We start from the raw sequence: 20,966 nt of genomic DNA on the forward strand, positions 1-20,966 counted from the left end.
AAAGCCCGGCTTCTCATCGCGAGAAGCCGGGCTGGTCGATAGTCGATAAAACCGCTTATTTCACGCTTTCCAGCGCCTTTCTCACCGTGCCGAAGATCTGATCGATCTGATCGTCCTCGATGATGAGCGGCGGCGAGAACGCGAGAATATCGGCGGTGTAACGCACGAGCACGCCCGCCTCGAAGCACTTGACGAACACCTCGTACGCACGCGCGCCCGGCGCGCCTTCGCGCGGTTCGAGCTCGATGCCCGCCACGAGTCCGAGATTGCGGATGTCCTTCACGAACGGCGCATCGCGCAGCGCGTGGACGGCGCTTTCGAACTTCTCGGCCTTCGAGGCAGCGCGCTCGAACAGCTTGTCGCGCTGATACAGATCGAGCGTCGCGATGGCCGCGGACATCGCAACCGGGTGCGCCGAGTACGTATAGCCGTGGAACAGCTCGATGGCGTTGGCCGCGCCCGCATTGACGACCGTGTCGTGCACGTTGCGGTGCGCGGCGACAGCGCCCATCGGAATGGCCGCGTTGTTGATCGCCTTGGCCATCGTGATGAGGTCGGGCGTCACGCCGAAGTACTCGCTCGCGGTCGCCTTGCCGAGACGGCCGAAACCGGTGATGACCTCATCGAAGATCAGCAGAATGCCGTACTTCGTGCAGATTTCGCGCAGCTTCTGCAGATAGCCCTTCGGCGGCACGAGCACGCCCGTGGAGCCCGCGAGCGGCTCGACGATCACGGCCGCGATCGTCGACGGATCGTGCAGCGCGACGATGCGCTCCAGGTCCTCGGCGAGATGCTCGCCCCACGACGGCTGGCCCTTCGTGAACGCGTTGCGCGCGAGATCGTGCGTATGCGGCAGATGATCGACCGACGGCAGCAGCGCGCCCGAGAACGTCTTGCGATTCGGCGCGATGCCGCCCACCGAAATGCCGCCGAAGCCGACGCCGTGATAGCCGCGCTCACGGCCGATCAGCCGCGTGCGCTGGCCTTCGCCGCGCGCGCGATGATAGGCGAGGGCGATCTTCAGCGCCGTATCGACCGACTCCGAACCCGAGTTCGTGAAGAAGATGCGGTCGAGGCCTTCGGGCATCACTTCGGCAACCCTGGTCGCCGCTTCGAACGCGAGCGGATGGCCCATCTGGAAGGTCGGCGCGAAATCGAGCGTGCCGAGCGCCTTTTGCACCGCATCGACGATCTCATCGCGGCAATGGCCTGCGTTCACGCACCAGAGGCCCGCGGTCCCGTCGAGCACGTCGCGGCCATCGGTCGAGCGGTAGTACATGCCCTTCGCGCTTTCGAGCAGGCGCGGCGCGGCCTTGAACTGGCGATTGGCGGTGAACGGCATCCAGAACGACGAGAGGTCGTCGATGACGGGGCGAGCATTCATAACGGGTCTCCTGAAGAAGTACGGCCACTGTATTCCTGCGCAAATTTGCACGGCATAGACAGTTGCTTCACTGCGCTGCTAACTGTGCTGGCAAAATGCTGCAAACTGTATTGGCTCGCGCGCGTGTGCCGCGCTATTCTCGAATCCATGATCGAATTCAAGCTGGAGCGCGGCTCGCGTCAGGCGCCGACGCTCGTCGAACAACTGGTGCGCGCGTTCGCCACGGCGATCGAGGAGCAGACGCTGCGCGCCGGCGCGCTGTTGCCGTCGGTGCGGCGGCTCGCCGAGGCCGAGCGCCTCAGCACATTCACGGTGACGGAAGCGTACGGCAGGCTCGTGTCGATGGGACTCGTCACCGCGCGGCGCGGCTCCGGCTATCGCGTGGCGGTGCGCGGGCGCAGCGAGCGTGTGCGCGAAGTCGAATTGCAGCCGGTTTGGCAGCCGCCGAGCCTCACCGCGACCTGGCTGCTTTCCGACGTCTTCGCCGATCATTCCGTGCCGATCAAATCCGGCTGCGGCTGGCTGCCGAACGAATGGGTCAACGAAAGCGGCCTGCAGCATGCGCTGCGCGCGGTGAGTCGCGTGCCGGCGGCGCGCATCGCGGATTACGGACATCCGTACGGTTTCGCGCCCTTGCGCGAGCGGATCGCGGAGCAACTGGATCATCACGGCCTGCCGGTCGATGCATCGTCGAACGTGCTGCTGACCGCGGGCGCGACGCAAGCGCTCGATCTCATCGTGCGTACGCTATTGCGTCCGGGCGATGCCGTGGTCGTCGAAGATCCCGGCTACTGCAATCTGCTGCAGATTCTGCGGCTCGCCGGCCTTCAGGTGCATGGCGTGCCGCGCACCGTCGCGGGCATCGATACGGACGTGTTCGAGCGCATCGTGATCGAGCATCGGCCGAAAGCTGTCTTCCTCAACACGACTTTGCAGAATCCGACCGGCGCGACCTTCGGCATGGCGGCGGCGTTTCGTCTGATGCAGATCGCGGAGCGTCACGGCCTGTGGGTCGTCGAAGACGATGTGAACCGCGAGCTCGCACCGCCCGGCGCGCCCTTGCTCGCGTCGATGGAAGGGCTGAATCGCGTGTTGTATGTCGGCGGCTTCGCGAAGACGATCACGCCCGCGTTGCGCTGCGGCTATGTCGTCGCCGAACGCGACGTGTTGCGCGAGCTGGCGCGCACGAAGATGGCCGTGGGCCTCACGTCATCGGAAGCGACGGAGCGCATCGTCGAGAAAGTGCTCACCGAAGGGCGCTATGTGCGGCATGTGGAATATGTCGTCGAGAAGCTGAAGGATGCGCATGCGCTCGTCGAAGAACGCATGGACGCGTTGGGCATCGACTTGTTTCGACGCCCGCGCGCGGGCCTGTTCGTGTGGGCCGCGTTGCCGATCGATCCGGCTGAGGGAAGCGCCGTTGCCACGCGCGCATTGCAACACGGCATATGGCTCGCGCCGGGTTCTTATTTTCGTCCGGATGACGCGGAAAGCGCGTGCTTTCGATTCAACGTCCCTTATTCAGTGGACGATGCGCTTTGGACTTTTCTGCAAAGAACGATTAAAGATCTTTAAAGCGGACACGGCGCATCGAAAGCGCCGTGTCCGCCATGCATTGCTATTGCGCGACCTGAGAAGAAGCAGATGCCGAAACCTGTCCGCGATGAATCTGCGCGGTGCGTTCCGTATTTCCGAAATCACTGCGTCCTTGCGCGGCTTCTTCCGCCGCGAAGGTTTGCGCGCTGACGCCATGTTGCGAAGCAGGCGCGCCGACATCGGGCCGATAATGCGGCGCGGGACCATAGCCGCTCGCAAAAGCCGAAGCGGCGAAGAGAGAACTCAATGCAATGGCAAAGCTCACTACGAGTCGCTTGTTCACGAGAATGCTCCAACGAAATAAATGAGGAGAGGCAGTTGTCCGGCATGCAGCAACCGCAATCGGAGAAGCGAGTCGTTCGATAAGAAGATAAGAAACGCCCCCGACATGAGAACGCAGTGTAGAAGCCCTTCGCCGATTTTTAATCGCGCGAGAAGCCAATTGAGTTTTCGCCGATCTCAAACAATGGGATAGCGCCGCGCGTATTCACGCGGCGTTTCACGAATCGCTCGCGCTGTTACGCGACGGCCTCGGCTTGCGACCGCTTTGCACGCGTCGCCGCGAGATGTGCCTGCAAATGCTCGCAGACGTCTTTTCTACGCACGGGATTGAGCGGATCGCATAGACGAATCGTGAGCGTGGACGTCGTCGCGTGCAGCATCGGCGGATCGTCCGCGTCGGGCTCGGGCGCTTCCCACAGCACGACGGTGAAGGTGCCGTCGGAAACCTGGACGACCTGATAGCGCGCGAGATCGATCTTCGTTAGTTCATGAGGTTCGATCGAATGATGCATGATGTCCTCGACATACTCGGCATGTGCATCAACATTCACGCAAACACCGTGCCGAGGTCGAGTTGCGTTGCGTTGCGCATCATGCGGATGCGCTGTCGCTCGCAGGCATGGGCTGCGTGCTCGTCGTCTCCGGTTCGGAAGGGGCGTCGGCCATCGGGTTCGGCGCGGCTTCCTCGATTTGCCTGCGTGGCGCACTGCGCTTCGTAGCCGGCCTTGTCGCGCTCGTTTTTTTCACGGCGGGCGCCGCTGCCTTCTTCTTCGCTTCGGGGGCGCGCGCCTTGGTTTTTTTCACTGCAGCCGCAGAGGCAGTCGCCTTCTTGACCGCGGCCTTCCTGGCCGCCGTCTTCGGCTCGACCGAGCTTTCGGCGCTCTCCGCATCGATCAGAAACTTGCTGCGGTCCTTCACGTTCGCGATCCACGCGGGCGGGCGCGCCCAGCCGCTCCACGTTTCGCCCGTCTTCGGATTGCGGTACTTCGCGGGCAGCTTGCCCTTCTTCGCGAGCTTCGTCATCGCTTCGTGACGGCCCGCCGGGGCGGGATAAGCGACGTGCGGCTTCGCGGCGCGCCCGGCCTTGTTGCCGTGGCGGTCGATATCCGCGGTGGTGAGGCCGTGCCGTTCCATCATCGCGCGGATATCGTCGAGCACGGCTTGCGCGCGCGCTGCGATCAGCCGCTCGGTCTGCGCCTGCAGTTTCTTCAATCTGGCTTGTATTTGCTTGAGTGTCGCCATGGCTGTCTCCTCTCGGATCGATGCCGCGTCTTCGTGAAGGCGCTAACCCGCGCCCATTCTCGTTTCGTCGACGAACTTCTCCGTCGCATCGTCGATGCGGCGCGACTTGCGTCCGGCAGGCCCGTGCACATAGACGGCCTTGACGTCCGCGGATGCGTCGGGCGCGGGCGGCGGTGTCATCGCATAACGAAGCTCGCGCGCGTGATCGGCCAGTTGCAGGCGCGGGTCGAACACGGAATCGAAGCGCCACAGCATGCGGATGAAATTCGTCTGCCCATGCATCAGCAAATGCATGGCCCGGCCCGCCGCGCCGCGCAATGCGGCCCAGCCCATGTGCTTTCGATTGAGCACTTGCTGCGTGCGCACGAGCTCCGCATAGAACTCGGGCAGCGGCAGGCGCGTGGGCAGCACCGCGTGCTGAATGTCGTAGAGGCGGTAATCGAGACTCGTGAGACGCCGCTGTTCGCGCAGCCAGATTTCCGTGCCGGGATAGGGCGTATTCACGCTGATATTCACGATCTCCGGAATCTCCAGGCACCATTGGCGCACGGTCTCGAAGCGCGCGCGGTCCCACTCGGGATCGGCGATGAGATTGATCGCGACGGTGATGCCGAGCGAGCGCGCGAACGCCAGCGCCTCGAAGTTCTTGTCGATCGTGATGCGCTTGCGAAATGCTTTCAGTCCTTCCGCATCGATCGCTTCCATGCCGATGAACATGTACTGCAAGCCGAGCGTGCGCCAGAAACGGAACACGTCCTTGTTGCGCAGGAGCACGTCGCCGCGCGTTTCGAGGTAATACTGCTTGCGGATGCCGCGCCGCTCGATCGCGCGGCCGATCTCCATGCCGTGCTCCGCATGCACGAACGCGACGTCATCGACGATGAACACGCCCGGCTCGCGGATCGACGCCAGCTCGTTCGCGATGACTTCCGGGCTGCGCGAGCGGTAGCTGCGGCCATAGAACGTCCATGCACTGCAGAACGTGCAGTCCCACGGGCAGCCGCGTGCGAATTCGATCGACGCACACGGGTCCAGCGTGCCGATGAAATATTTGCGGCGATGCCGCAGCAGATCGCGCGCGGGAAGGATATCGTCGAGGCTTTCGACGAAATGCGGCGGCGGTCCCGAGCCGTCGCTCGTCACCGCGCCCGGAACGGCGAGCAGATCGCTTTTCGTCGCAACGGCATGCAGCAGCGCGTTCACCGATGCCTCGCCTTCGCCCTTCAGCACGCAATCGATCGCGCCTTCCGCGTGACGCAGCATGTCGTTCGCGGTGAACGATACGCTGTGTCCGCCGACGAAGATGAAGCATTGCGGCAAGCGCGTCTTCACCGCCTTGGCGAGGTCGATGATTTCGGGAATGTTGGCAAGATAGTTGCCGGAGAAGCAGAGCGCGTCGGGGCGCCATGTGCGCACGAGCCGGTGAAGGTCGCGGTGGGTTTCGACTTGCAGATCGATGAGGCGGACATCGTGACCGGCCTGACGCACGGCTGCCGCCACGGTTTCGAGCCCGAGCGGCTCGAGTCGGAGGAATACGCGGGTGTACATCAGGCCACTGGGATGAACGGCGAGCACCTTCATGGACTCTCCTCGCGAGAAAGAATCACATCGTGCGGATCAAATCTCCATTCGTGCGCGGCCTCTTCTGAAGCAGGGCCGTTGTCCTGACGGGGCCTTCGGCGCAAGGGAATGCCGAGGCCATGTTCATTCTACTGTCGGCTCGGGCGCGCTGCCCGATTGCGTGCCGAAACGTCCCGATGAACCGATGCGCCGATGGGCTATCCGCGCGTCGCGACGAACGCCGCCGTTTCGTAAGGCACGGTTACTTCATGCTTGCCGCTCAGCTCCGGCTCTGCATCGATCAGCGCGAGCACAGCCGCATCGATGCCGTCGCGCGCTGCGTCGGGCAATGAAGCGATGAAGCTCGTCGAGCGCACGCGATGCACGATGACGTCTTCCGGCGAGCCCGTATGGCCGAACGAGAAATGCGTTTCGACGAGCGGGCCGAAGCCTTCATGCGCAAACGCGTTGCGCCAGGCGCCGTTGTAATAGCGCGGCGTATCGCCTTCGTACCGGTTGACGATTGCGTCGAGCTTCGCGACCCACGGCACGCGCGCATCGCGCAGATTCCACACGAGGCCGAGCTTGCCGCCCGGCTTCAGCACGCGATGAATCTCGTCGAGCGCCGCGCGATTGGCGAACCAGTGAAACGACTGCGCGCACACGACGGCATCGACCGATGCATCGGCGAGCGGCATCGATTGCGCCGTGCCCGCGAGCGCCTGAACCTCGGGCAGCGCGGCGGCGAGCTTCGCGCGCATGGAGTCGACCGGCTCGATCGCGATGACGCGCGCGCCCGTTTGCACGAGGCGCGGTGTGAACTTGCCGGTGCCCGCGCCGAGATCGACGACGCTCGCACCGGGTCCGAGCCCGAGCGCATCGACGAGCCAGCCCGCGAGTTCAGGCGGATAGTCCGGCCGCCCGCGCACGTAGCTGTCCGCGTTGGCCGTATAGCCTTCGGCGGCTGCGCGGTGCACATTGGATGGGTTGTGCGCGGGCTGGGTCATGAGTGGATTACTCGCCGTAGATATCGAAGTCGAAGTACTTCTTCTCGATACGCTTGTAAGTGCCGTCCTTGATCATCGCAGCGATGGCGCCGTCGAGCTTTTCCTTCAGGTCGGTATCTTCCTTGCGCAAGCCGATCGCCGTGCCGGGGCCGAAGATCGCGCTGTCTTCGAGAGCGCCGCCCGCGAAGCCGTAGGGCTTGCCGCGCGGCGTTTCCAGAAAGCCGCGTTCCGCCTGCACGGCGTTTTGCAGCGATGCATCGAGGCGGCCCGCCAGCAGGTCCGCATAGACCTGATCCTGATCCGCGTAGGACACGACCTTCACACCCTTCGCGCCCCAGTGCACCTTCGCATAGGTTTCCTGCATCGAGCCCTGCTCGACGCCGACCGTCTTGCCCGCGAGCGATTCCGCGGTCGGCTGGATGTTCGAATCGCGCTTCGCGACGAGACGAGTAGGCACGTGGAAGAGCTTGCTGGAGAACGCGATCTGCTTGACGCGTGCCGGGGTCATCGACATCGTGGAGAGCACGCCGTCGAACTTGCGCGACTTGAGGCCCGGAATCATGCCGTCGAATGCATTTTCGACCCACACGCACTTCGCTTCGAGGCGCCGGCACAATTCGTTGCCGACATCGATATCGAAGCCGACGAGTGTGCCGTCGGGTGCTTTCGATTCGAAAGGCGGATAACTTGCATCGACGCCGAAGCGGATGGTCGACCATTCTTTTGCATGCGCTCCGACCGATACGGCCAGCATCGAACCCAACAACACCGTCAACAGCCTCTTCACGATAGTCCCTTCATTCTCTGAGTTTATAAGTGTGGACAGCATGCGCCGCCGCTGACGATTATAGAGGCGGGCGTGTGGCGCAAAAGAAAAACGGCCGCGAAAAGATCGCGGCCGTTCGAATGAAAAGTTACGGCTGCTTCCGGCGCTCAACCCGCGCGCACTTCGACGCGGCGCGGACGCGCTTCCTCGCGACGCGGAATCGTGAGCCTGAGCACGCCGTTCGTGAGATTCGCATCGATCTTCGTGGTGTCGAAGTCATCGCTCACGCTGAAGGCACGCGCGAAACGCGGCGCGCGTAATTCGGCGTGATGCACGCGCACCGCGCCTTGCACCGGCAATTCCGCTTCGGCTTCGATGGTGAGGCGCGCATCGTGCACCTTCACGTCGAGCTTCTCGCGCGGCACGCCGGGAAGGTCGGCCCACAGCGTGATGCCGTGGCTATCCTCGACGATATCGACAGCGGGCGTCACCGTCGCGCGGCGCACCGTGTCTTCGTTCTTGCGCGCCACTTCGTTCATGTTTTGCGGGGTGACTTGCGTGTTGTCGGTCATGATGAGCTCCCTCTTACTGAATGGTGATCGCACGCGGCTTCGACGCTTCGCGCTTGCCGATGGTGATGGACAGCGTGCCGTTCTCATAGCGCGCTTCGACCTTGTCGGCATCCGCGTTCTGCGGCAGCTCGATCACGCGGCGGAAACTGCCGGTGAAGCGCTCTTTCGCGTAAGTGCGCGCGCCTTCGACGCTGGCTTGCGCCCGACGCTCGCCGCTGATGGTGAGCGTGCCCTTGTCGACGGTCACATCGAGCGAAGCAGGCTCGACGCCCGGCGCGAATGCGACGATATGAATCGCATCGTCCGTGCTGCCGATATTCAGTTGAGGAAACGTATCCGTTCGGCTCGAACGAATGCTCGAAGGAAGATTGCCGAAGAGCGAGGACATGTGCCGCTGCATGCGGTCCAGCTCCGAGAAAACATCGCCGCCAAAATAGAAGTCACTCATGGTCCAGTCTCCGATAGTGCGGCCCGACGGCCGGCAGCAGGAAAGTTGAAACGACAGCGCGGTTGTTATCGCTGCCTGTGCATCCAAGGTAGGTGCGAAGGCTATCGTTTCAATACCGGAGGCCTATGTTTCCAGTGCGATTTATTTTCGCGAGGCGGCTCTTGAAAGATGTCGGAGCGAGCTTATATCAGTTCGAATGCGCGCTCACTGCGCAGCCAGATCATCCTGATAGTAGCCCGCGAAACGCGCGAACTGTCGTTCGGCATCCGCGGCATCCGCGCCTTCCTTGAGCACCGCGCTCGAAAACCCCGTCCGTTCCATCTGCACGAGCTGATCGATCAGCACATCGCCCGTCGCGCGCAAATCGCCTTTGAAGCCGAGTCTTCTACGAAGCAGATAAGCCTGGCTATACGCGCGGCCATCGGTGAAATGCGGAAAGTGCAGCTCGATACGATCGAGCGCGGCCAATCGATCCTTCAGCGTGAGCGGATCGTCCTCGTTCGCGAGGCTTGCGACGTGTTCGTTCTTATCGGCATCGTGATCCTGCTGCGTGAGAATGCGCATGCGTTGTACGCCATTCATGCCGTCACCTCATCGTTCATGCGGGCTGCATGGGCCGCGGCCTTGAACGGATCGAGTCCCACGCGCCGCACGGTTCCGATGAAACGCTCATCGCGCTCGCGCATGTCGCGATACGTCGTCAGGATGGCCTCGATCACATCGGGCACTTCCGCCGCGCTGAACGATGGCCCGATCACCTTGCCCGGTTGTGGCGCGCCGCTTGCCGCGCTGCCGTCCGATCCGCCGAGCGTGATCTGATACCACTCGCGTCCGTCCTTGTCGACGCCGAGCACGCCGATATGCCCGCTGTGATGATGGCCGCACGAGTTGATGCAGCCGCTGATATGCAGATCGATTTCGCCGATATCGTCGAGTTCGTCGAGATCCTGATAGCGCTCGGCGATGGCCTGCGCGATCGGCAGCGAACGCGCATTCGCAAGCGCGCAGAAGTCGCCGCCGGGGCACGCGATCATGTCGGTGAGAAGCTGCACGTTCGCGCTCGCGAAGCCCGCATCGCGCGCGGCCTGCCATAGCGCGAAGAGCTCGTTTGCACGCACCCACGGCAGCACGACATTCTGCGTGTGCGTGACGCGCGCTTCGCCCGCCGAGAACCGTTCGGCGAGATCCGCGATGATGTCGAGCTGATCGCCGGTCGCGTCGCCCGGCGATTGCAGCAGACGCTTGAACGACAGCGTCACGATGCGCAGCGCCGGGTCCTTGTGCCGCGCGACATTGCGTTGCAGCCAGCGCGCGAAGAGCGGATGGGCATCGGCATCGGTTGCATCGAATGCCGCGTCGTGGGCATTCAACGCAGGCGGCACGAACGAGGCACTCACGCGCGCCAGTTCCTCTTCGGTGATGAGATGCGGCGCGCCGTCATGCTCGACGATCTGCCGGAATTCCTCGTCCACGTCGTCGATATAGCGCTGGCCTTCGGCCTTCATCAGTATCTTGATGCGCGCCTTGTACTTGTTGTCGCGGCGGCCGTAGCGGTTGTACACGCGCACGATCGCCTCGATGTAATTCATGATGTGCCGCCACGGAAGAAACTCGCGCATCGGTGTGGCGATCACGGGCGTGCGTCCCATGCCGCCGCCCGCGCTCACGCGAAAGCCGAGTTCTCCTTGTTCGTCGCGCACCAGTTGCAGGCCGACGTCATGCCATGCGGTCGCCGCGCGATCTTCGCTCGCACCCGAGATCGCGATCTTGAACTTGCGCGGCAGAAACGCGAACTCGGGATGCAGCGTCGTCCATTGCCGCATGATCTCCGCGAAGGGGCGCGGATCGGCCACTTCATCGGGCGCGACGCCCGCGCGTTCATCGCAGGAAATGTTGCGGATGCAATTACCGCTCGTCTGGATGCCGTGCATGTCGACGGTCGCGAGCAGGTCCATCACGTCTGCGGATTTGTCGAGCGGAATCCAGTTGAATTGAACGTTGGTGCGCGTGGTGAAGTGCGCGCAATGCGTCGGCAGGCGAGCGGTGCCGAGCTTGCCTTGCGCGATGCTCGCCGCGCGATAGACCTCGGGATCGGGATCGTCGTATTCACGCGCGATGCGTGCGAGCACCCGCAACTGCGCGCTCGACAGTTCGCCGTAGGGCACGGCCACGCGCAGCATCGGCGCATGACGCTGCACGTACCAGCCGTTCTGCAGGCGCAGCGGACGGAATGCGTCTTCACTCAGGCGGCCATCCTGCCAGCGCTCGAGCTGGTCGCGAAACTGCGCGGCGCGGCTCTTCACGAATGATTTGTCGAACTCGGTGTATCGGTACATGGATGCGGCGGCTTATCGGAGAGAGGACCAACGATAGAGCGCTGGGCGGCATCGCGACAAGCAGCAGTTGCGATCGATTCGACGGTAGCAGTGCCGGAGCGCGCGCCATTCTGCTATCGCCGAATACATCGCAACTGCTGCTGTTTTTCATGCGGCGCGACGCTCATCATGAACGCGTGGAAGATCAATTCAGAGCTGAGGGAAGGAGCCGGTCATGGAACTCTTGAAGATGATGCGCATCGTGCTGTGGAGCTTTTTCGGCGTGCGCAAGCGCGCGTCGCACAACGCGGACTTCGCGCAAGTGAAGCTGCCGCTGTTGCCCGTCATCGCCGTGATGCTCGCGGGCACGTTCGGACTGACGCTGCTGATGGTCGCGAAAATCGCCACGGGCATCGCGCATTGATTTGCGGCACGCCTCGCATCCCGCTCTTACAATGGCGATCGGATGATTGCCACGAGCGAGGACCGGGACGATGAAAGTATGCGTATATGGCGCGGGCGCCATCGGCGGATGGATCGGCGTGAAGCTCGCGCAGGCGGGCTGCGATGTGAGCGTGGTGGCACGCGGCGCCACGCTCGACGCGTTGAGGAAGGAAGGGCTGAAGCTCGTCGAGAAGGATGCGACGCATATCGTGAAGGTCGCCGCGAGCGCCGAGCCCGCGGACCTCGGCGCGCAGGACCTCGTCGTCGTGGCGGTTAAGGCGCCCGCGATGGAATCGGTCGCCGCGCATATCGCGCCGCTCCTTTCCGGCGACACGGCCGTGCTGACCGCGATGAACGGCGTCCCCTGGTGGTTCTGCGACGGCCTCGGCGCGCCGTTCACGGGTAAGCGTCTTTCGTCGGTCGATCCGCGCGGCGCGATCGCCGGCGCTATACCAGGCGCGCAGACGGTCGGCTGCGTCGTGCATGCGAGCTGCTTCGTCGAGGCGCCGGGCGTCATTCGCCATCACCAGGGCAAGGGACTCATTCTCGGCGAAGCGACAGGCGCGCCCACCGCACGCACCGAAGCGCTCGTATCGCTCTTCGCGAAGGCGGGCTTCGACGCCACGCTCTCGCGGCAGATTCAACGCGATGTCTGGTTCAAGCTGTGGGGCAACATGACGATGAACCCCATCAGCGCGATCACCGGCGCAACCACCGACCGCATCCTGAGCGACGATCTCGTGCGCGGCTTCGTGACCGGCGTGATGCTGGAGGCGAAGGAAATCGGCGCGCGCTTCGGCATTCCGATCGAGCAGGACCCGGAAGACCGTCACGCCGTGACGCTCAAGCTCGGCGCGATGAAGACATCGATGCTGCAGGACGTGCAGGCGGGCAAGGCGGTCGAGCTCGATGCGCTCGTCGCTTCGGTGCGCGAACTGGGTGCGATGACCGGCGTGCCCACGCCGTTCACCGATGCTCTGCTCGGGCTCGCGCGCCTGCATGCCCGCACGCTCGGCCTCTATCCCGCCGACTGAGCCTGCATCACGCGACGACGATACGCAGCGGGTCCGCAGCCGCGAACGCTTCGGCCCGCTCCGCGCTCGGCGGATAAATCCACTCGGTGTTGATGCGCGTCTTCAGTGCTTTCGCCTGCGCGCCCGACATCTTCACCTCACGCTCCCAGCCTTCCGTATAGACCGCGCCCCACGGTCCCAGATCGAGACACGTCACGTATTTCGGCTGGCTGTACGGAATCGGCGCTTCGCCCAGCATATCCGCCGCGACGTTGTGGCCCGCCGAGCGGCCGAGGTTCATCGCGTGCTGGCAGGACATCAGTGCGTGGTTGCCTTCGTCGTCGGTGGCGGCGTAGGCGACATCGCCCGTCGCATAGACCGTGTCGACGCCCAGCACGCGCAGATTGCGATCCACATGCAGGCGGCCCAGCGCATCGCGCTCGGCGGGAATCTGCGCTGTCAGCGCGCTCGCGCGCACGCCGGCGGTCCAGATCACCGTGCTCGCTTCGATGCGCTCGCCGTCCGATGTCGTGAGTCCGTTCGCATCGACCGATGCCACGGCCGAGCCGAGCCGCCGCTGCACGCCGAGTGATTCGAGCGCCTCGACGATGACCGGACGCGGCCCCGCGCCGAGATCCGGCCCGAGTTCCTCGTCACGCTCCACGATGATGACGCGCACATCGGCCTCTTCGCCGAGCGCCGCGCGCAGCCGTGCCGGCATCTCCGCCGCCGTTTCGATACCCGTGAAGCCGCCGCCCGCGACGACGACCGTGTTGCGCGCGGGCGTATCGGGTTGCGTCGCGAGATGCTTGATATGCGCTTCGAGCGCGGCGGCTTCGTCGACCTGATCCACGCTGAACGTATGTTGCGCGAGCCCCGGAATCTGCGGACGGAACAGGCGGCTGCCGGTAGCCAGAACGAGACGATCGTAGTTCAGCTTCGATGGCGAGCCGTCGGCGCCGATCACGTCGACCTGATTGCGCTCGATATCGATGCGCTCGACCGTGCCCTGAATGAACCCGACACCCGTGGACGCAAAGATGTCCAGCAACGGCGCCTTCATGCCCGCGGCATTTTCTTCATAGAGACGCGGACGCACGTGCAGATGCGGCTCCGGCGCAATCAGCACGACTTCGATATCCGTCCTGCCGTGCTGATCGATGAGCCGCGCGGCGGAAAGGGCGCTCCACATGCCGGCGAAACCGGCTCCGACTACGAGAATGCGCTTGGACATTTCGATGCTCCTTGGGAATTCGATGTTGGATTCGTTCGACGGACGATTGTCGTCGACATCACTTAACTGCGATTCTATGAGTCGTAGATGATAAACGCAAGAGGTTTACTCGATGGATGTAAATCTGTCCGATTCGCGGGGCGAAGGCGAAATTTCAGGCGAGTTCCGGGCATATTGATATCGAGACATGCCGAAACTGAGATAAGGAAAGGCGTAGACGAAGCGAACAGGCCGCAATGTGGCGCCCACCGCGCTAATCTATGCAACGCACGCAACGAAACATCAGAGGAAGCGAATGGAACAGCAAAACCAGCAGGAAAGCGGAAGCGAGCTCATCGAGATGCGCGACATGCTGCGCGAGTTCGTCCGCGAGCGTGACTGGAGCCGCTTTCATTCGCCGAAGAATCTGGCGGCGGCGCTTTCCGTCGAGGCGAGCGAGCTGCTCGAACCGTTCACGTGGCTCGCCACCGGCGACAGGACCGAGCTCGACGACACGAAGCTGCGCGCCATCCGCCACGAGATGGCGGACGTGCTCGCCTATCTCGTGATGCTCGCGGATTCGCTCGACGTCGATCTGCATCGCGCGCTGATCGAAAAGATGGCGTTGAACCGCTCGAAGTATCCGGCCCACAAGGTGAAGGGCGACGCGCGCAAGTACACCGAGTACGACGAATAACCCGGCGCGGAAAGCCTCTGGCGCGCGGCACGCCCGCGCGGTTAAGCTTGGCTCTGACCGCTCGTTTCCTTGGAGGATTGCCGATGGACTTTTCGCTTTCGCCGGAGCTAACCGATCTGCAGGCGCGCGTGCGCGCCTTCATCGCTGAAGAAATCGTGCCGCTCGAGCGCGATCCGCGCTGCACGCCGCATGGCCCGAACGAGTCGCTGCGTGCCGAGCTGATCGCGAAGGGCCGCAAGGCAGGGCTGCTGTCGAGCCATGTGTCGCCGGAGTTCGGCGGCCTCGGGCTGAACCACGTCGCGAAAGCCATTCTGTTCGAGGAGGCGGGCTATTCGCCGCTCGGGCCGGTCGCGCTCAACATCGCCGCGCCGGACGAAGGCAACATGCATCTGCTCGAAGCCATCGCCACGCCGCAGCAGAAGGAGCGCTGGCTGCGTCCGCTCGCGGCGGGCGCGATCCGCTCGTGCTTCTGCATGACCGAGCCGCCGCCGGGCGCGGGCGCCGATCCCGCGATGCTGCAGACCCTCGCCGTGCAGGATGGCGACGACTACGTGATCGACGGCCGCAAGTGGTTCATCACGGGCGCGGAAGGCGCGGCGGTCGCGATCATCATGGCGAAGTTCGCCGACGGCCCCGCGACGATGTTCCTCGCCGACATGTCGAGTCCCGGCATCGTGATCGAGCGCGCGATGGATTCGCTCGACACGTGCTTTCCCGGCGGTCATGGCGTCGTGCGCTTCGAGGGCCTGCGCGTGCCGAAGGAAAACGTGCTGGGCGAGCCGGGCGAAGGTTTTCGCTATGCACAGGTGCGGCTATCGCCCGCGCGTCTCACGCACTGCATGCGCTGGCTCGGCGCCGCGCGGCGCGCGCACGATGTCGCGACGGCTCACGCACGGCAACGCCAGGCGTTCGGCCGTGCACTGGGCGAGCACGAAGGCGTCGGCTTCATGCTCGCGGACAACGAAATGGATCTGCACGTGACGCGGCTCGCCATCTGGCACTGCGCGTGGGTGCTCGATCAGGACGTGCTCGGCAAGCACGAATCGAGCATCGCGAAAGTGGTGTCGTCGGAGGCGTTGTGGCGCGTCGTCGATCGTTCCGTGCAGGTGCTCGGCGGGCAAGGCGTCACGCATGAAACGGTCGTCGCGCGGATTTTCGCGGACATGCGCGCATTCCGGATCTACGACGGTCCGTCGGAAGTGCATCGCTGGAGCATCGCACGGCGCATCCTGCGCGGCGAGAAGCCGCGCAAGGAGTCCGTCTGACGAATCGCCGGCTCAGTGGACGCTGGTGTCGCCGCTCGCCTGCCGTTGCGCGACGATGCGGCTCGCGCGCTGCGCGTTCTCGGGATAGTTCAGCCAGTCGTTGGGATCGTAGCCCGCCGCGCGCCACTGCAGGAATTCCTGCTTGACCTGGGCGCGCGTTTTGGGCGCGTTCGGATCGCTCGTCTGAACCTGCGGTTGCGCGAGCGCGGATACGGCGCAGCACAACGTCAGCGCGCCGAGAATGAAACGGGGGATGGATGTCATGACGAATACCTCATACCGCGTAGCACGGTCATTTGATTCTAGGTGACAGGACGGAAAAGGGCAGAAGACCTTTCACCGGTGCGCCGCATACGGCATGCCTCGTGATATTCGATGTCGCCTGCCGGCCGTCCACCCTATACTCGATTTTTTCGGGCGGGACGTGCCGGCGCGTTTTCATCGAACGCAGCGAAGCAAGGAACCACGGCCTGACATCGCGAACAAGAACGATCACAAGACAAACAGGCCGCAGTCATGAGCACGTCGGGCGTTGCCGTCACCAGCAGTTTTCCGGAGATGGACGAACTGAACGCGATCCGCGTCGCGGGCGGAGCGCGTTTCGCGTGGCGCACCGTCGGCGAAGTGCACGCGCGCAAGCATGCGTTTCCGCTGCTGACCGCATCGATCGGCTGTGATGATCCGCAAGCGCCCGCGATCGGCTTTTTCGGCGGCGTGCACGGCCTCGAATGCATCGGCACGCAACTCGTGCTCGAATATATGCGTGCGCTGTTGCGCCGCCTCGAATGGGACGACACGCTGCATCAGCAATTGCGCGCGATTCGTCTCATCTTCATGCCGATCGTGAATCCCGGCGGCATGTTCGCGCGCACCCGTGCGAATCCGAATGGCGTCGATCTGATGCGCAACGCGCCGCAAAGCGCCGAGGGACGCGTGCCGTTTCTCGCGGGCGGGCAGCGCATCGGGCCGTGGCTGCCGTGGTATCGCGGGCCCGTCGACGGCCGCATGGAAGTGGAGAGCGCGGCGCTGCTTTCGGTGGTCGAAGAGCAGTTGATGTCGCGGCCGCTCAGCTTCGCGCTCGATTGTCATTCGGGCTTCGGCTGGGACGACAGCATCTGGTTTCCCTACGCGGGCTCGGATCGGCACATGGCGCATCTGCCCGAAATGTTTCTGCTGAAGACGATGTTCGAGGAATCGTATCCGCATCATGGCTACGCATTCGAGCCGCAGAGCCATCAATATCTATTGCACGGCGACTTGTGGGACTTCGCGTATGACCGCTCGCGCGCGCCCAGCATCTTTTTGCCGATGACGCTCGAGCTCGGCTCATGGCGCTGGATTCGCAAGAATCCGATGCAGTTGTTCTCGCGCCTCGGCATCTTCAATCCCATCAAGGCGCATCGCACGCGGCGGGTGCTGCGCCGTCATCCGAACTTCTTCGATTTCCTGACGCGCGCCGCCTTCTCGTCGCGCCGCTGGCTGCCGAACGGCGAATTCCGCGAGGAAGTGCTGAGGCGCGCGCGTGAACACTGGCAGCGCACGGGCGCGTCATGAGCCAGTGGATTCTGTTGCGCGGCCTCACACGCGAAGCGCGCCACTGGGACGCGTTCGAGGCGGCGCTCGCGGCGCATGGGCTCGTCGGTGCGGATGAGCATGCCGTGTGCATCGATCTGCCGGGCAATGGCGCCGAACACGCGTATGCGTCGCCGCGATCCGTCCTCGCGATGATGGACTTCGTGCGCGCGCGCGCCGCCGCGCTGAACGTGCGCCTGCCGTGCCGTGTGCTCGCGATGTCGCTCGGCGCGATGGTCGCGACCGCGTGGGCGCAGCATCACGCCGACGACATCGAGCGGCTCGTGCTCATCAACACGAGCATGCGTCCGTTCGCGCGCATGCACGAACGGCTGCGGCCCGCGGCATGGCCGATGCTTGCACGTATTGCGATGAACTGGCCGCAGCCCGAACGATGCGAAACGCTGATATATCGCCTGACATGCAATCGCGCCGACACGCGCGACGCGGACATCACGCAATGGACGGGGCTGCGCCGCACGCACGGCGCGAGCGCGTCGAACGCGCTGCGGCAGCTCGCGGCGGCGGCGCGTTTTCGTGCGTCATGCGACGCGCCGCGCTGTCCGGTGCTGCTGCTATCGTCGGCGGCTGACCGGCTCGTCGATCCGGTATGCTCCGTACGCATCGCGAGTCGATGGCGCGCTTCGCATGCGGTGCATCCGTGGGCTGGCCACGATCTGCCGCACGACGATGCGCAATGGACGTGCCGAAGCATCGCCGCATGGCTCGATGAAGCGCGCGAGAATGAGAGCGCATGTGACAACCACGTGACAACGAACTCACATCTGACCGGAACATGAAACCGCCCATCGTCAATCTCGACACGTTGAATCCGCAGCCGCTGCCGCCCGAATTCGCGCCGACCGGCCCTGCGGCGGAACGCTATGCGCCGCGCATCGCGCGTATCGGCGGCATGCTCGGTGCGAAGAAGCTAGGGTATAGCCTCATCGTGCTCGAACCGGGCAAGCGCGCGTTTCCGTTTCATCACCATCGGGTGAACGAGGAGATGTTCTTCATCGTCGAAGGCGAGGGCGAAGTGCGTATCGGCGGCGCGACGCATGCGATCCGCGCGGGCGATGTCATCGCCTGCGTCCCGGGCGATGCCGAAACGGCGCATCAGATCGTCAATACCGGCAGCGAGCCGTTGCGTTACCTTGCGGTCAGTACGATGCAATCGCCCGAAGTCGTCGAGTATCCCGATACGGGGCGTCAGGCGGTGCTCGTCGCGGACGAGCCGGGCGTGAAAGGCTTGCGCGCGGTGTTTCGCGCCAGCGATTCGCTCGGTTACTGGGACGGTGAATGAAGCAGGCAGTGATATGACGCGCGGCCGTCGCTTCCGTCATATCGCGCGTAACGACGCGTAACAGTCCGGACTTTCTTGTTAATTCTTGTTAAGCCCGTGCCAATCGCGCGACGCCTAAGGGAAACCTCTGTTGCAACGCAGCATCGCCTTGCGTATGCTGTTCATGGTTGGGTGGCAAGCGCCGCCTGGATGCATCAACACGAACAATCGAACGCCGTTGATCAAGCAGCGTTTCATCGGGCGGGGGCCGGTAAGCCTTACGGGCATTTGCCTGAAGGAGTCGCAAATATGGATCTGAGCACATCGTCGAAGCCGACGCTGCACGTCTTCAATCAGGAAGGCGGGTGGCATTGGGGCATCACCGTCGAACGGGCTGCGGGTGGAATGAAGGTCGTCGCTTATAGCGACGAGGGCTTCGATTCCGAGGAAGAAGCGCGCGAAGACGGCGAGCACGTGCTGCGCTCGGAAGACTGGCGCTCGCGCCAGAGCTTCAGCCGCAGCGAGCGGCGTCAAGGTTATCCCTGATCGGGGCGGCACGCGCTCGCCTCGATGTTTTTCTGCTGTTCTCCTCACCCCCGTTGCACTCACCCCTCGCTGTATCTTTCCCCTGCACCAAAAACGCGCGACACTGAGCGCACCTTCGTTTCGACAAGGCGCTGCATATGTCGTCCATTCCTTGTCCATCCGGCGCGACGCCCGATGATCCGCGCTACGTCGTGCGCCGCATGAATCCGTCCGATGTCGACGTCGCCCTCGACTGGGCCGCCGCCGAAGGATGGAACCCCGGCCTCGACGACGCACGCGCGTTCTTCTGTGCCGACCCGCACGGCTTTTTCGTGGGCACGTGGGACGGTGCACCCATCGGCTGCATTTCGGCGGTCGCGTATGGCGATGCGTTCGGCTTCATCGGCCTCTATATCGTGCATCCGGAATGGCGCGGCAAGGGCTTCGGCATGCGCTTGTGGAACAGCGGCATGACTTATCTCGACGGGCGCAACATCGGGCTCGACGGCGTGCTCGCGCAACAGCCCAACTATCGGAAATCCGGCTTCGTGCTCGCGTATCGCAACGTGCGCTATGAGGGCGTCGCGTCCGCGGATGAAGACGTCGTCGACGGCGTGACGATCGCCGACGCGGCAAGCGTTCCCTTCGAGCGCCTGCTCGACTACGACACGCGCATGTTCGCCTGCGATCGCGCCGCGTTTCTGCGCGCCTGGCTGTCGCTGCCGCCGGAGCATGCGCGCGCACTCGCCGCGCTCGACGGCGATGCGTTGCGCGGTCTCGCCGTGATCCGGCGCTGCGGCACGGGCCACAAGATCGGCCCGCTCTTCGCCGACGATCTGCATGCGGCGCGCGCGCTCTATCGCGCGCTCGTGTCCGTGCTGCCGGGCGAGCCCGTGTTTCTCGATGTGCCGGAAAGCAATCCGGCGGCGGTCGCGCTCGCCGTCGAGCACGACATGAAGAGCGTCTTCGAGACGGCGCGCATGTACACGCGCGCGGCCCCGGACGTGCCGCTCGTGAAGGTGTTCGGCGTGACGACCTTCGAGCTCGGCTGAGGACCGGAAAGCGCGATCAGCCCGGCGGCGTGCCTTCGTGGAAGAAGGTCTTCAGTTGCGAACGCAGTTCCGGCGAGTCCGTGTGCTGATGCACGGCGACCGCGTGCTGCACGGCCGCTTCCATCAGCTCGTCTTCGGTATCGGCGGACAGAACGATGCTGCACTTCACATCGCTCGGGCATTCGCGGCAGTCGATGTACTTGCGTGTCATGGCGTCCTCCTCACATGAGACGCTGATCCCAGTATAGGCGGCGCGCGGCGGCCCGTATCGACGTTTGCACGCGCGCGCGCACTCCGGTAACGTGTGACGTCTGTGCCAATCGCGAGCCTGTCCATGAGCCACGATCATCCTCATCATCACGATCACGATCACGCCGGCAGCGCGTTGCCGGAGATGGACCTGCGCGTGCGCGCGCTCGAATCGCTTCTGGTCGAGAAAGGCTATATCGATCCGCAAGCGCTCGATGTGTTCGTCGAAACCTACGAGCACAAGGTCGGGCCGCGCAACGGCGCACGCGTCGTCGCGAAGGCGTGGCGCGATCCGGACTATCGCGCATGGCTGCTGGATGACGCCACTGCGGCCATCGCATCGCTCGGCTACAGCGGACGGCAAGGCGAGCACATGGTCGCGCTCGAGAACACGGAGGACGTACATACTGACTGGTGCATCAAATAGTGCTCTTTTTTCTCAGGCAGCGTAACGGACGTGTCTTTCCTTAAAGAGATTGCGA

The 20,966-nt window shown here is 63.9% G+C and carries 24 protein-coding genes and 1 pseudogene; 11 read left to right on the forward strand and 14 right to left on the reverse strand.

The genetic code is table 11. The features are described 5' to 3' along the window. Positions 1-55: 55 nt before the first annotated feature. Positions 56-1,384 (reverse strand): omega-aminotransferase AptA, encoded by a 1,329-nt coding sequence (gene aptA, locus AWB78_RS07935; RefSeq protein WP_062603907.1) that lies wholly within the window; start codon positions 1,382-1,384, stop codon positions 56-58. 147 nt (positions 1,385-1,531) lie between these two features. Between aptA and AWB78_RS07940 the strand changes: the two genes are divergently transcribed. Beyond that, entirely contained in the window at positions 1,532-2,959 is a 1,428-nt protein-coding gene (locus AWB78_RS07940; protein WP_062603909.1) for an aminotransferase-like domain-containing protein, read from the forward strand. A 43-nt stretch (positions 2,960-3,002) separates the two neighbouring features. On the opposite strand, the gene AWB78_RS07945 is transcribed toward AWB78_RS07940, so the two are convergent. The 10 genes from AWB78_RS07945 to AWB78_RS07990 all read right to left on the reverse strand — a co-directional run bounded on the left by AWB78_RS07945 (position 3,003) and on the right by AWB78_RS07990 (position 11,193). Then, positions 3,003-3,263, reverse strand: coding sequence for a hypothetical protein (locus tag AWB78_RS07945; protein WP_062603910.1), 261 nt, complete (start codon positions 3,261-3,263; stop codon positions 3,003-3,005). A 235-nt stretch (positions 3,264-3,498) separates the two neighbouring features. Continuing rightward, on the reverse strand, positions 3,499-3,774 hold the full coding sequence (locus tag AWB78_RS07950; RefSeq protein WP_198399235.1) for a hypothetical protein: 276 nt from the start codon (positions 3,772-3,774) through the stop codon (positions 3,499-3,501). A 79-nt stretch (positions 3,775-3,853) separates the two neighbouring features. Further along, positions 3,854-4,504, reverse strand: coding sequence for an H-NS histone family protein (locus AWB78_RS07955; RefSeq protein WP_062603914.1), 651 nt, complete (start codon positions 4,502-4,504; stop codon positions 3,854-3,856). A gap of 42 nt (positions 4,505-4,546) precedes the next feature. Then, positions 4,547-6,085, reverse strand: a complete 1,539-nt coding sequence (gene hpnR, locus AWB78_RS07960) for a hopanoid C-3 methylase HpnR (protein ID WP_062603915.1) — start codon at positions 6,083-6,085, stop codon at positions 4,547-4,549. 197 nt (positions 6,086-6,282) lie between these two features. Then, the gene (locus AWB78_RS07965; protein WP_062603917.1) at positions 6,283-7,071 is read right to left on the reverse strand and encodes a class I SAM-dependent methyltransferase; all 789 of its coding nucleotides are present in this window, start codon (positions 7,069-7,071) and stop codon (positions 6,283-6,285) included. A 7-nt stretch (positions 7,072-7,078) separates the two neighbouring features. Beyond that, positions 7,079-7,858 carry an ABC transporter substrate-binding protein gene (locus tag AWB78_RS07970; protein WP_062603920.1) on the reverse strand — a complete coding sequence of 260 codons (780 nt, stop codon included), beginning with the start codon at positions 7,856-7,858 and terminating at the stop codon, positions 7,079-7,081. 146 nt (positions 7,859-8,004) lie between these two features. Next, positions 8,005-8,409 carry an Hsp20/alpha crystallin family protein gene (locus tag AWB78_RS07975; RefSeq protein ID WP_062603922.1) on the reverse strand — a complete coding sequence of 135 codons (405 nt, stop codon included), beginning with the start codon at positions 8,407-8,409 and terminating at the stop codon, positions 8,005-8,007. Between the two features lie 13 nt (positions 8,410-8,422). Continuing rightward, on the reverse strand, positions 8,423-8,857 hold the full coding sequence (locus AWB78_RS07980; protein WP_062603924.1) for an Hsp20/alpha crystallin family protein: 435 nt from the start codon (positions 8,855-8,857) through the stop codon (positions 8,423-8,425). A 204-nt stretch (positions 8,858-9,061) separates the two neighbouring features. Then, complete coding sequence (locus AWB78_RS07985; RefSeq protein ID WP_062603927.1) at positions 9,062-9,439, reverse strand: DUF934 domain-containing protein; 378 nt, start codon at positions 9,437-9,439, stop codon at positions 9,062-9,064. Further along, positions 9,436-11,193, reverse strand: a complete 1,758-nt coding sequence (locus tag AWB78_RS07990) for a nitrite/sulfite reductase (RefSeq protein ID WP_062603929.1) — start codon at positions 11,191-11,193, stop codon at positions 9,436-9,438. Before AWB78_RS07990 ends, AWB78_RS07985 begins: the two co-directional genes overlap by 4 nt. Before the next feature lie 214 nt (positions 11,194-11,407). On the opposite strand from AWB78_RS07990, the gene AWB78_RS07995 reads away from it, so the two are divergent. Then, positions 11,408-11,596 carry a DUF2970 domain-containing protein gene (locus AWB78_RS07995; protein WP_062603931.1) on the forward strand — a complete coding sequence of 63 codons (189 nt, stop codon included), beginning with the start codon at positions 11,408-11,410 and terminating at the stop codon, positions 11,594-11,596. Between the two features lie 70 nt (positions 11,597-11,666). Further along, a complete protein-coding gene (locus AWB78_RS08000) occupies positions 11,667-12,650 on the forward strand; it encodes a 2-dehydropantoate 2-reductase (RefSeq protein WP_062603932.1) in 984 nt (327 codons plus the stop codon). Between the two features lie 7 nt (positions 12,651-12,657). Here AWB78_RS08000 and AWB78_RS08005 read toward each other — a convergent pair whose 3' ends face one another. After that, positions 12,658-13,863, reverse strand: coding sequence for an NAD(P)/FAD-dependent oxidoreductase (locus AWB78_RS08005; protein WP_062603935.1), 1,206 nt, complete (start codon positions 13,861-13,863; stop codon positions 12,658-12,660). A gap of 295 nt (positions 13,864-14,158) precedes the next feature. Here AWB78_RS08005 and AWB78_RS08010 point away from each other — a divergent pair, with 295 nt between their 5' ends. Both AWB78_RS08010 and AWB78_RS08015 read left to right on the forward strand, forming a co-directional pair. Beyond that, positions 14,159-14,539 (forward strand): nucleotide pyrophosphohydrolase, encoded by a 381-nt coding sequence (locus AWB78_RS08010; RefSeq protein ID WP_062603936.1) that lies wholly within the window; start codon positions 14,159-14,161, stop codon positions 14,537-14,539. 83 nt (positions 14,540-14,622) lie between these two features. After that, positions 14,623-15,804: an acyl-CoA dehydrogenase family protein gene (locus AWB78_RS08015; protein WP_062603938.1), complete on the forward strand. Its 1,182-nt coding sequence runs from the start codon at positions 14,623-14,625 to the stop codon at positions 15,802-15,804. A 12-nt stretch (positions 15,805-15,816) separates the two neighbouring features. Here the strand turns inward: AWB78_RS08015 and AWB78_RS08020 are convergent, their stop codons facing one another. Further along, the gene (locus AWB78_RS08020) at positions 15,817-16,068 is read right to left on the reverse strand and encodes a DUF4148 domain-containing protein (protein WP_062603940.1); all 252 of its coding nucleotides are present in this window, start codon (positions 16,066-16,068) and stop codon (positions 15,817-15,819) included. Between the two features lie 252 nt (positions 16,069-16,320). Between AWB78_RS08020 and AWB78_RS08025 the strand changes: the two genes are divergently transcribed. From AWB78_RS08025 to AWB78_RS08045, 5 genes are all read left to right on the forward strand, one after another. Continuing rightward, entirely contained in the window at positions 16,321-17,358 is a 1,038-nt protein-coding gene (locus AWB78_RS08025; protein ID WP_062603942.1) for a M14 family zinc carboxypeptidase, read from the forward strand. After that, the gene (locus AWB78_RS08030) at positions 17,355-18,176 is read left to right on the forward strand and encodes an alpha/beta fold hydrolase (RefSeq protein ID WP_062603944.1); all 822 of its coding nucleotides are present in this window, start codon (positions 17,355-17,357) and stop codon (positions 18,174-18,176) included. The genes AWB78_RS08025 and AWB78_RS08030 overlap by 4 nt, the downstream gene beginning before the upstream one ends. Next, positions 18,173-18,679: a cupin domain-containing protein gene (locus tag AWB78_RS08035; protein WP_062603946.1), complete on the forward strand. Its 507-nt coding sequence runs from the start codon at positions 18,173-18,175 to the stop codon at positions 18,677-18,679. Before AWB78_RS08030 ends, AWB78_RS08035 begins: the two co-directional genes overlap by 4 nt. Before the next feature lie 288 nt (positions 18,680-18,967). Beyond that, entirely contained in the window at positions 18,968-19,204 is a 237-nt protein-coding gene (locus AWB78_RS08040; RefSeq protein ID WP_062603947.1) for a DUF3622 domain-containing protein, read from the forward strand. 200 nt (positions 19,205-19,404) lie between these two features. Further along, the gene (locus tag AWB78_RS08045) at positions 19,405-20,235 is read left to right on the forward strand and encodes a GNAT family N-acetyltransferase (RefSeq protein ID WP_374729450.1); all 831 of its coding nucleotides are present in this window, start codon (positions 19,405-19,407) and stop codon (positions 20,233-20,235) included. Between the two features lie 16 nt (positions 20,236-20,251). On the opposite strand, the gene AWB78_RS08050 is transcribed toward AWB78_RS08045, so the two are convergent. Continuing rightward, complete coding sequence (locus tag AWB78_RS08050; RefSeq protein WP_062603951.1) at positions 20,252-20,446, reverse strand: DUF1059 domain-containing protein; 195 nt, start codon at positions 20,444-20,446, stop codon at positions 20,252-20,254. Between the two features lie 123 nt (positions 20,447-20,569). On the opposite strand from AWB78_RS08050, the pseudogene AWB78_RS08055 reads away from it, so the two are divergent. Next, positions 20,570-20,890 (forward strand): annotated as a pseudogene (locus tag AWB78_RS08055) (nitrile hydratase subunit alpha); the annotation flags it as partial. Between the last annotated feature and the right edge of the window lie 76 nt (positions 20,891-20,966).

Origin of the sequence: Caballeronia calidae (assembly GCF_900044055.2) — a bacterium.
GTDB classification, from domain to species: Bacteria; Pseudomonadota; Gammaproteobacteria; order Burkholderiales; family Burkholderiaceae; genus Caballeronia; species Caballeronia calidae.

Excerpts from the sequence above, each read along its gene's own strand:
- aptA (WP_062603907.1), bottom strand. The coding sequence starts at position 1,384 with ATGAATGCTCGCCCCGTCATCGACGACCTCTCGTCGTTCTGGATGCCG.
- AWB78_RS07940 (WP_062603909.1), top strand. The coding sequence starts at position 1,532 with ATGATCGAATTCAAGCTGGAGCGCGGCTCGCGTCAGGCGCCGACGCTC.
- AWB78_RS07950 (WP_198399235.1), bottom strand. The coding sequence starts at position 3,774 with ATGCATCATTCGATCGAACCTCATGAACTAACGAAGATCGATCTCGCG.
- AWB78_RS07955 (WP_062603914.1), bottom strand. The coding sequence starts at position 4,504 with ATGGCGACACTCAAGCAAATACAAGCCAGATTGAAGAAACTGCAGGCG.
- hpnR (WP_062603915.1), bottom strand. The coding sequence starts at position 6,085 with ATGAAGGTGCTCGCCGTTCATCCCAGTGGCCTGATGTACACCCGCGTA.
- AWB78_RS07965 (WP_062603917.1), bottom strand. The coding sequence starts at position 7,071 with ATGACCCAGCCCGCGCACAACCCATCCAATGTGCACCGCGCAGCCGCC.
- AWB78_RS07975 (WP_062603922.1), bottom strand. The coding sequence starts at position 8,409 with ATGACCGACAACACGCAAGTCACCCCGCAAAACATGAACGAAGTGGCG.
- AWB78_RS07980 (WP_062603924.1), bottom strand. The coding sequence starts at position 8,857 with ATGAGTGACTTCTATTTTGGCGGCGATGTTTTCTCGGAGCTGGACCGC.
- AWB78_RS07985 (WP_062603927.1), bottom strand. The coding sequence starts at position 9,439 with ATGAATGGCGTACAACGCATGCGCATTCTCACGCAGCAGGATCACGAT.
- AWB78_RS07990 (WP_062603929.1), bottom strand. The coding sequence starts at position 11,193 with ATGTACCGATACACCGAGTTCGACAAATCATTCGTGAAGAGCCGCGCC.
- AWB78_RS07995 (WP_062603931.1), top strand. The coding sequence starts at position 11,408 with ATGGAACTCTTGAAGATGATGCGCATCGTGCTGTGGAGCTTTTTCGGC.
- AWB78_RS08000 (WP_062603932.1), top strand. The coding sequence starts at position 11,667 with ATGAAAGTATGCGTATATGGCGCGGGCGCCATCGGCGGATGGATCGGC.
- AWB78_RS08005 (WP_062603935.1), bottom strand. The coding sequence starts at position 13,863 with ATGTCCAAGCGCATTCTCGTAGTCGGAGCCGGTTTCGCCGGCATGTGG.
- AWB78_RS08010 (WP_062603936.1), top strand. The coding sequence starts at position 14,159 with ATGGAACAGCAAAACCAGCAGGAAAGCGGAAGCGAGCTCATCGAGATG.
- AWB78_RS08015 (WP_062603938.1), top strand. The coding sequence starts at position 14,623 with ATGGACTTTTCGCTTTCGCCGGAGCTAACCGATCTGCAGGCGCGCGTG.
- AWB78_RS08020 (WP_062603940.1), bottom strand. The coding sequence starts at position 16,068 with ATGACATCCATCCCCCGTTTCATTCTCGGCGCGCTGACGTTGTGCTGC.
- AWB78_RS08025 (WP_062603942.1), top strand. The coding sequence starts at position 16,321 with ATGAGCACGTCGGGCGTTGCCGTCACCAGCAGTTTTCCGGAGATGGAC.
- AWB78_RS08030 (WP_062603944.1), top strand. The coding sequence starts at position 17,355 with ATGAGCCAGTGGATTCTGTTGCGCGGCCTCACACGCGAAGCGCGCCAC.
- AWB78_RS08035 (WP_062603946.1), top strand. The coding sequence starts at position 18,173 with ATGAAACCGCCCATCGTCAATCTCGACACGTTGAATCCGCAGCCGCTG.
- AWB78_RS08040 (WP_062603947.1), top strand. The coding sequence starts at position 18,968 with ATGGATCTGAGCACATCGTCGAAGCCGACGCTGCACGTCTTCAATCAG.
- AWB78_RS08045 (WP_374729450.1), top strand. The coding sequence starts at position 19,405 with ATGAATCCGTCCGATGTCGACGTCGCCCTCGACTGGGCCGCCGCCGAA.
- AWB78_RS08050 (WP_062603951.1), bottom strand. The coding sequence starts at position 20,446 with ATGACACGCAAGTACATCGACTGCCGCGAATGCCCGAGCGATGTGAAG.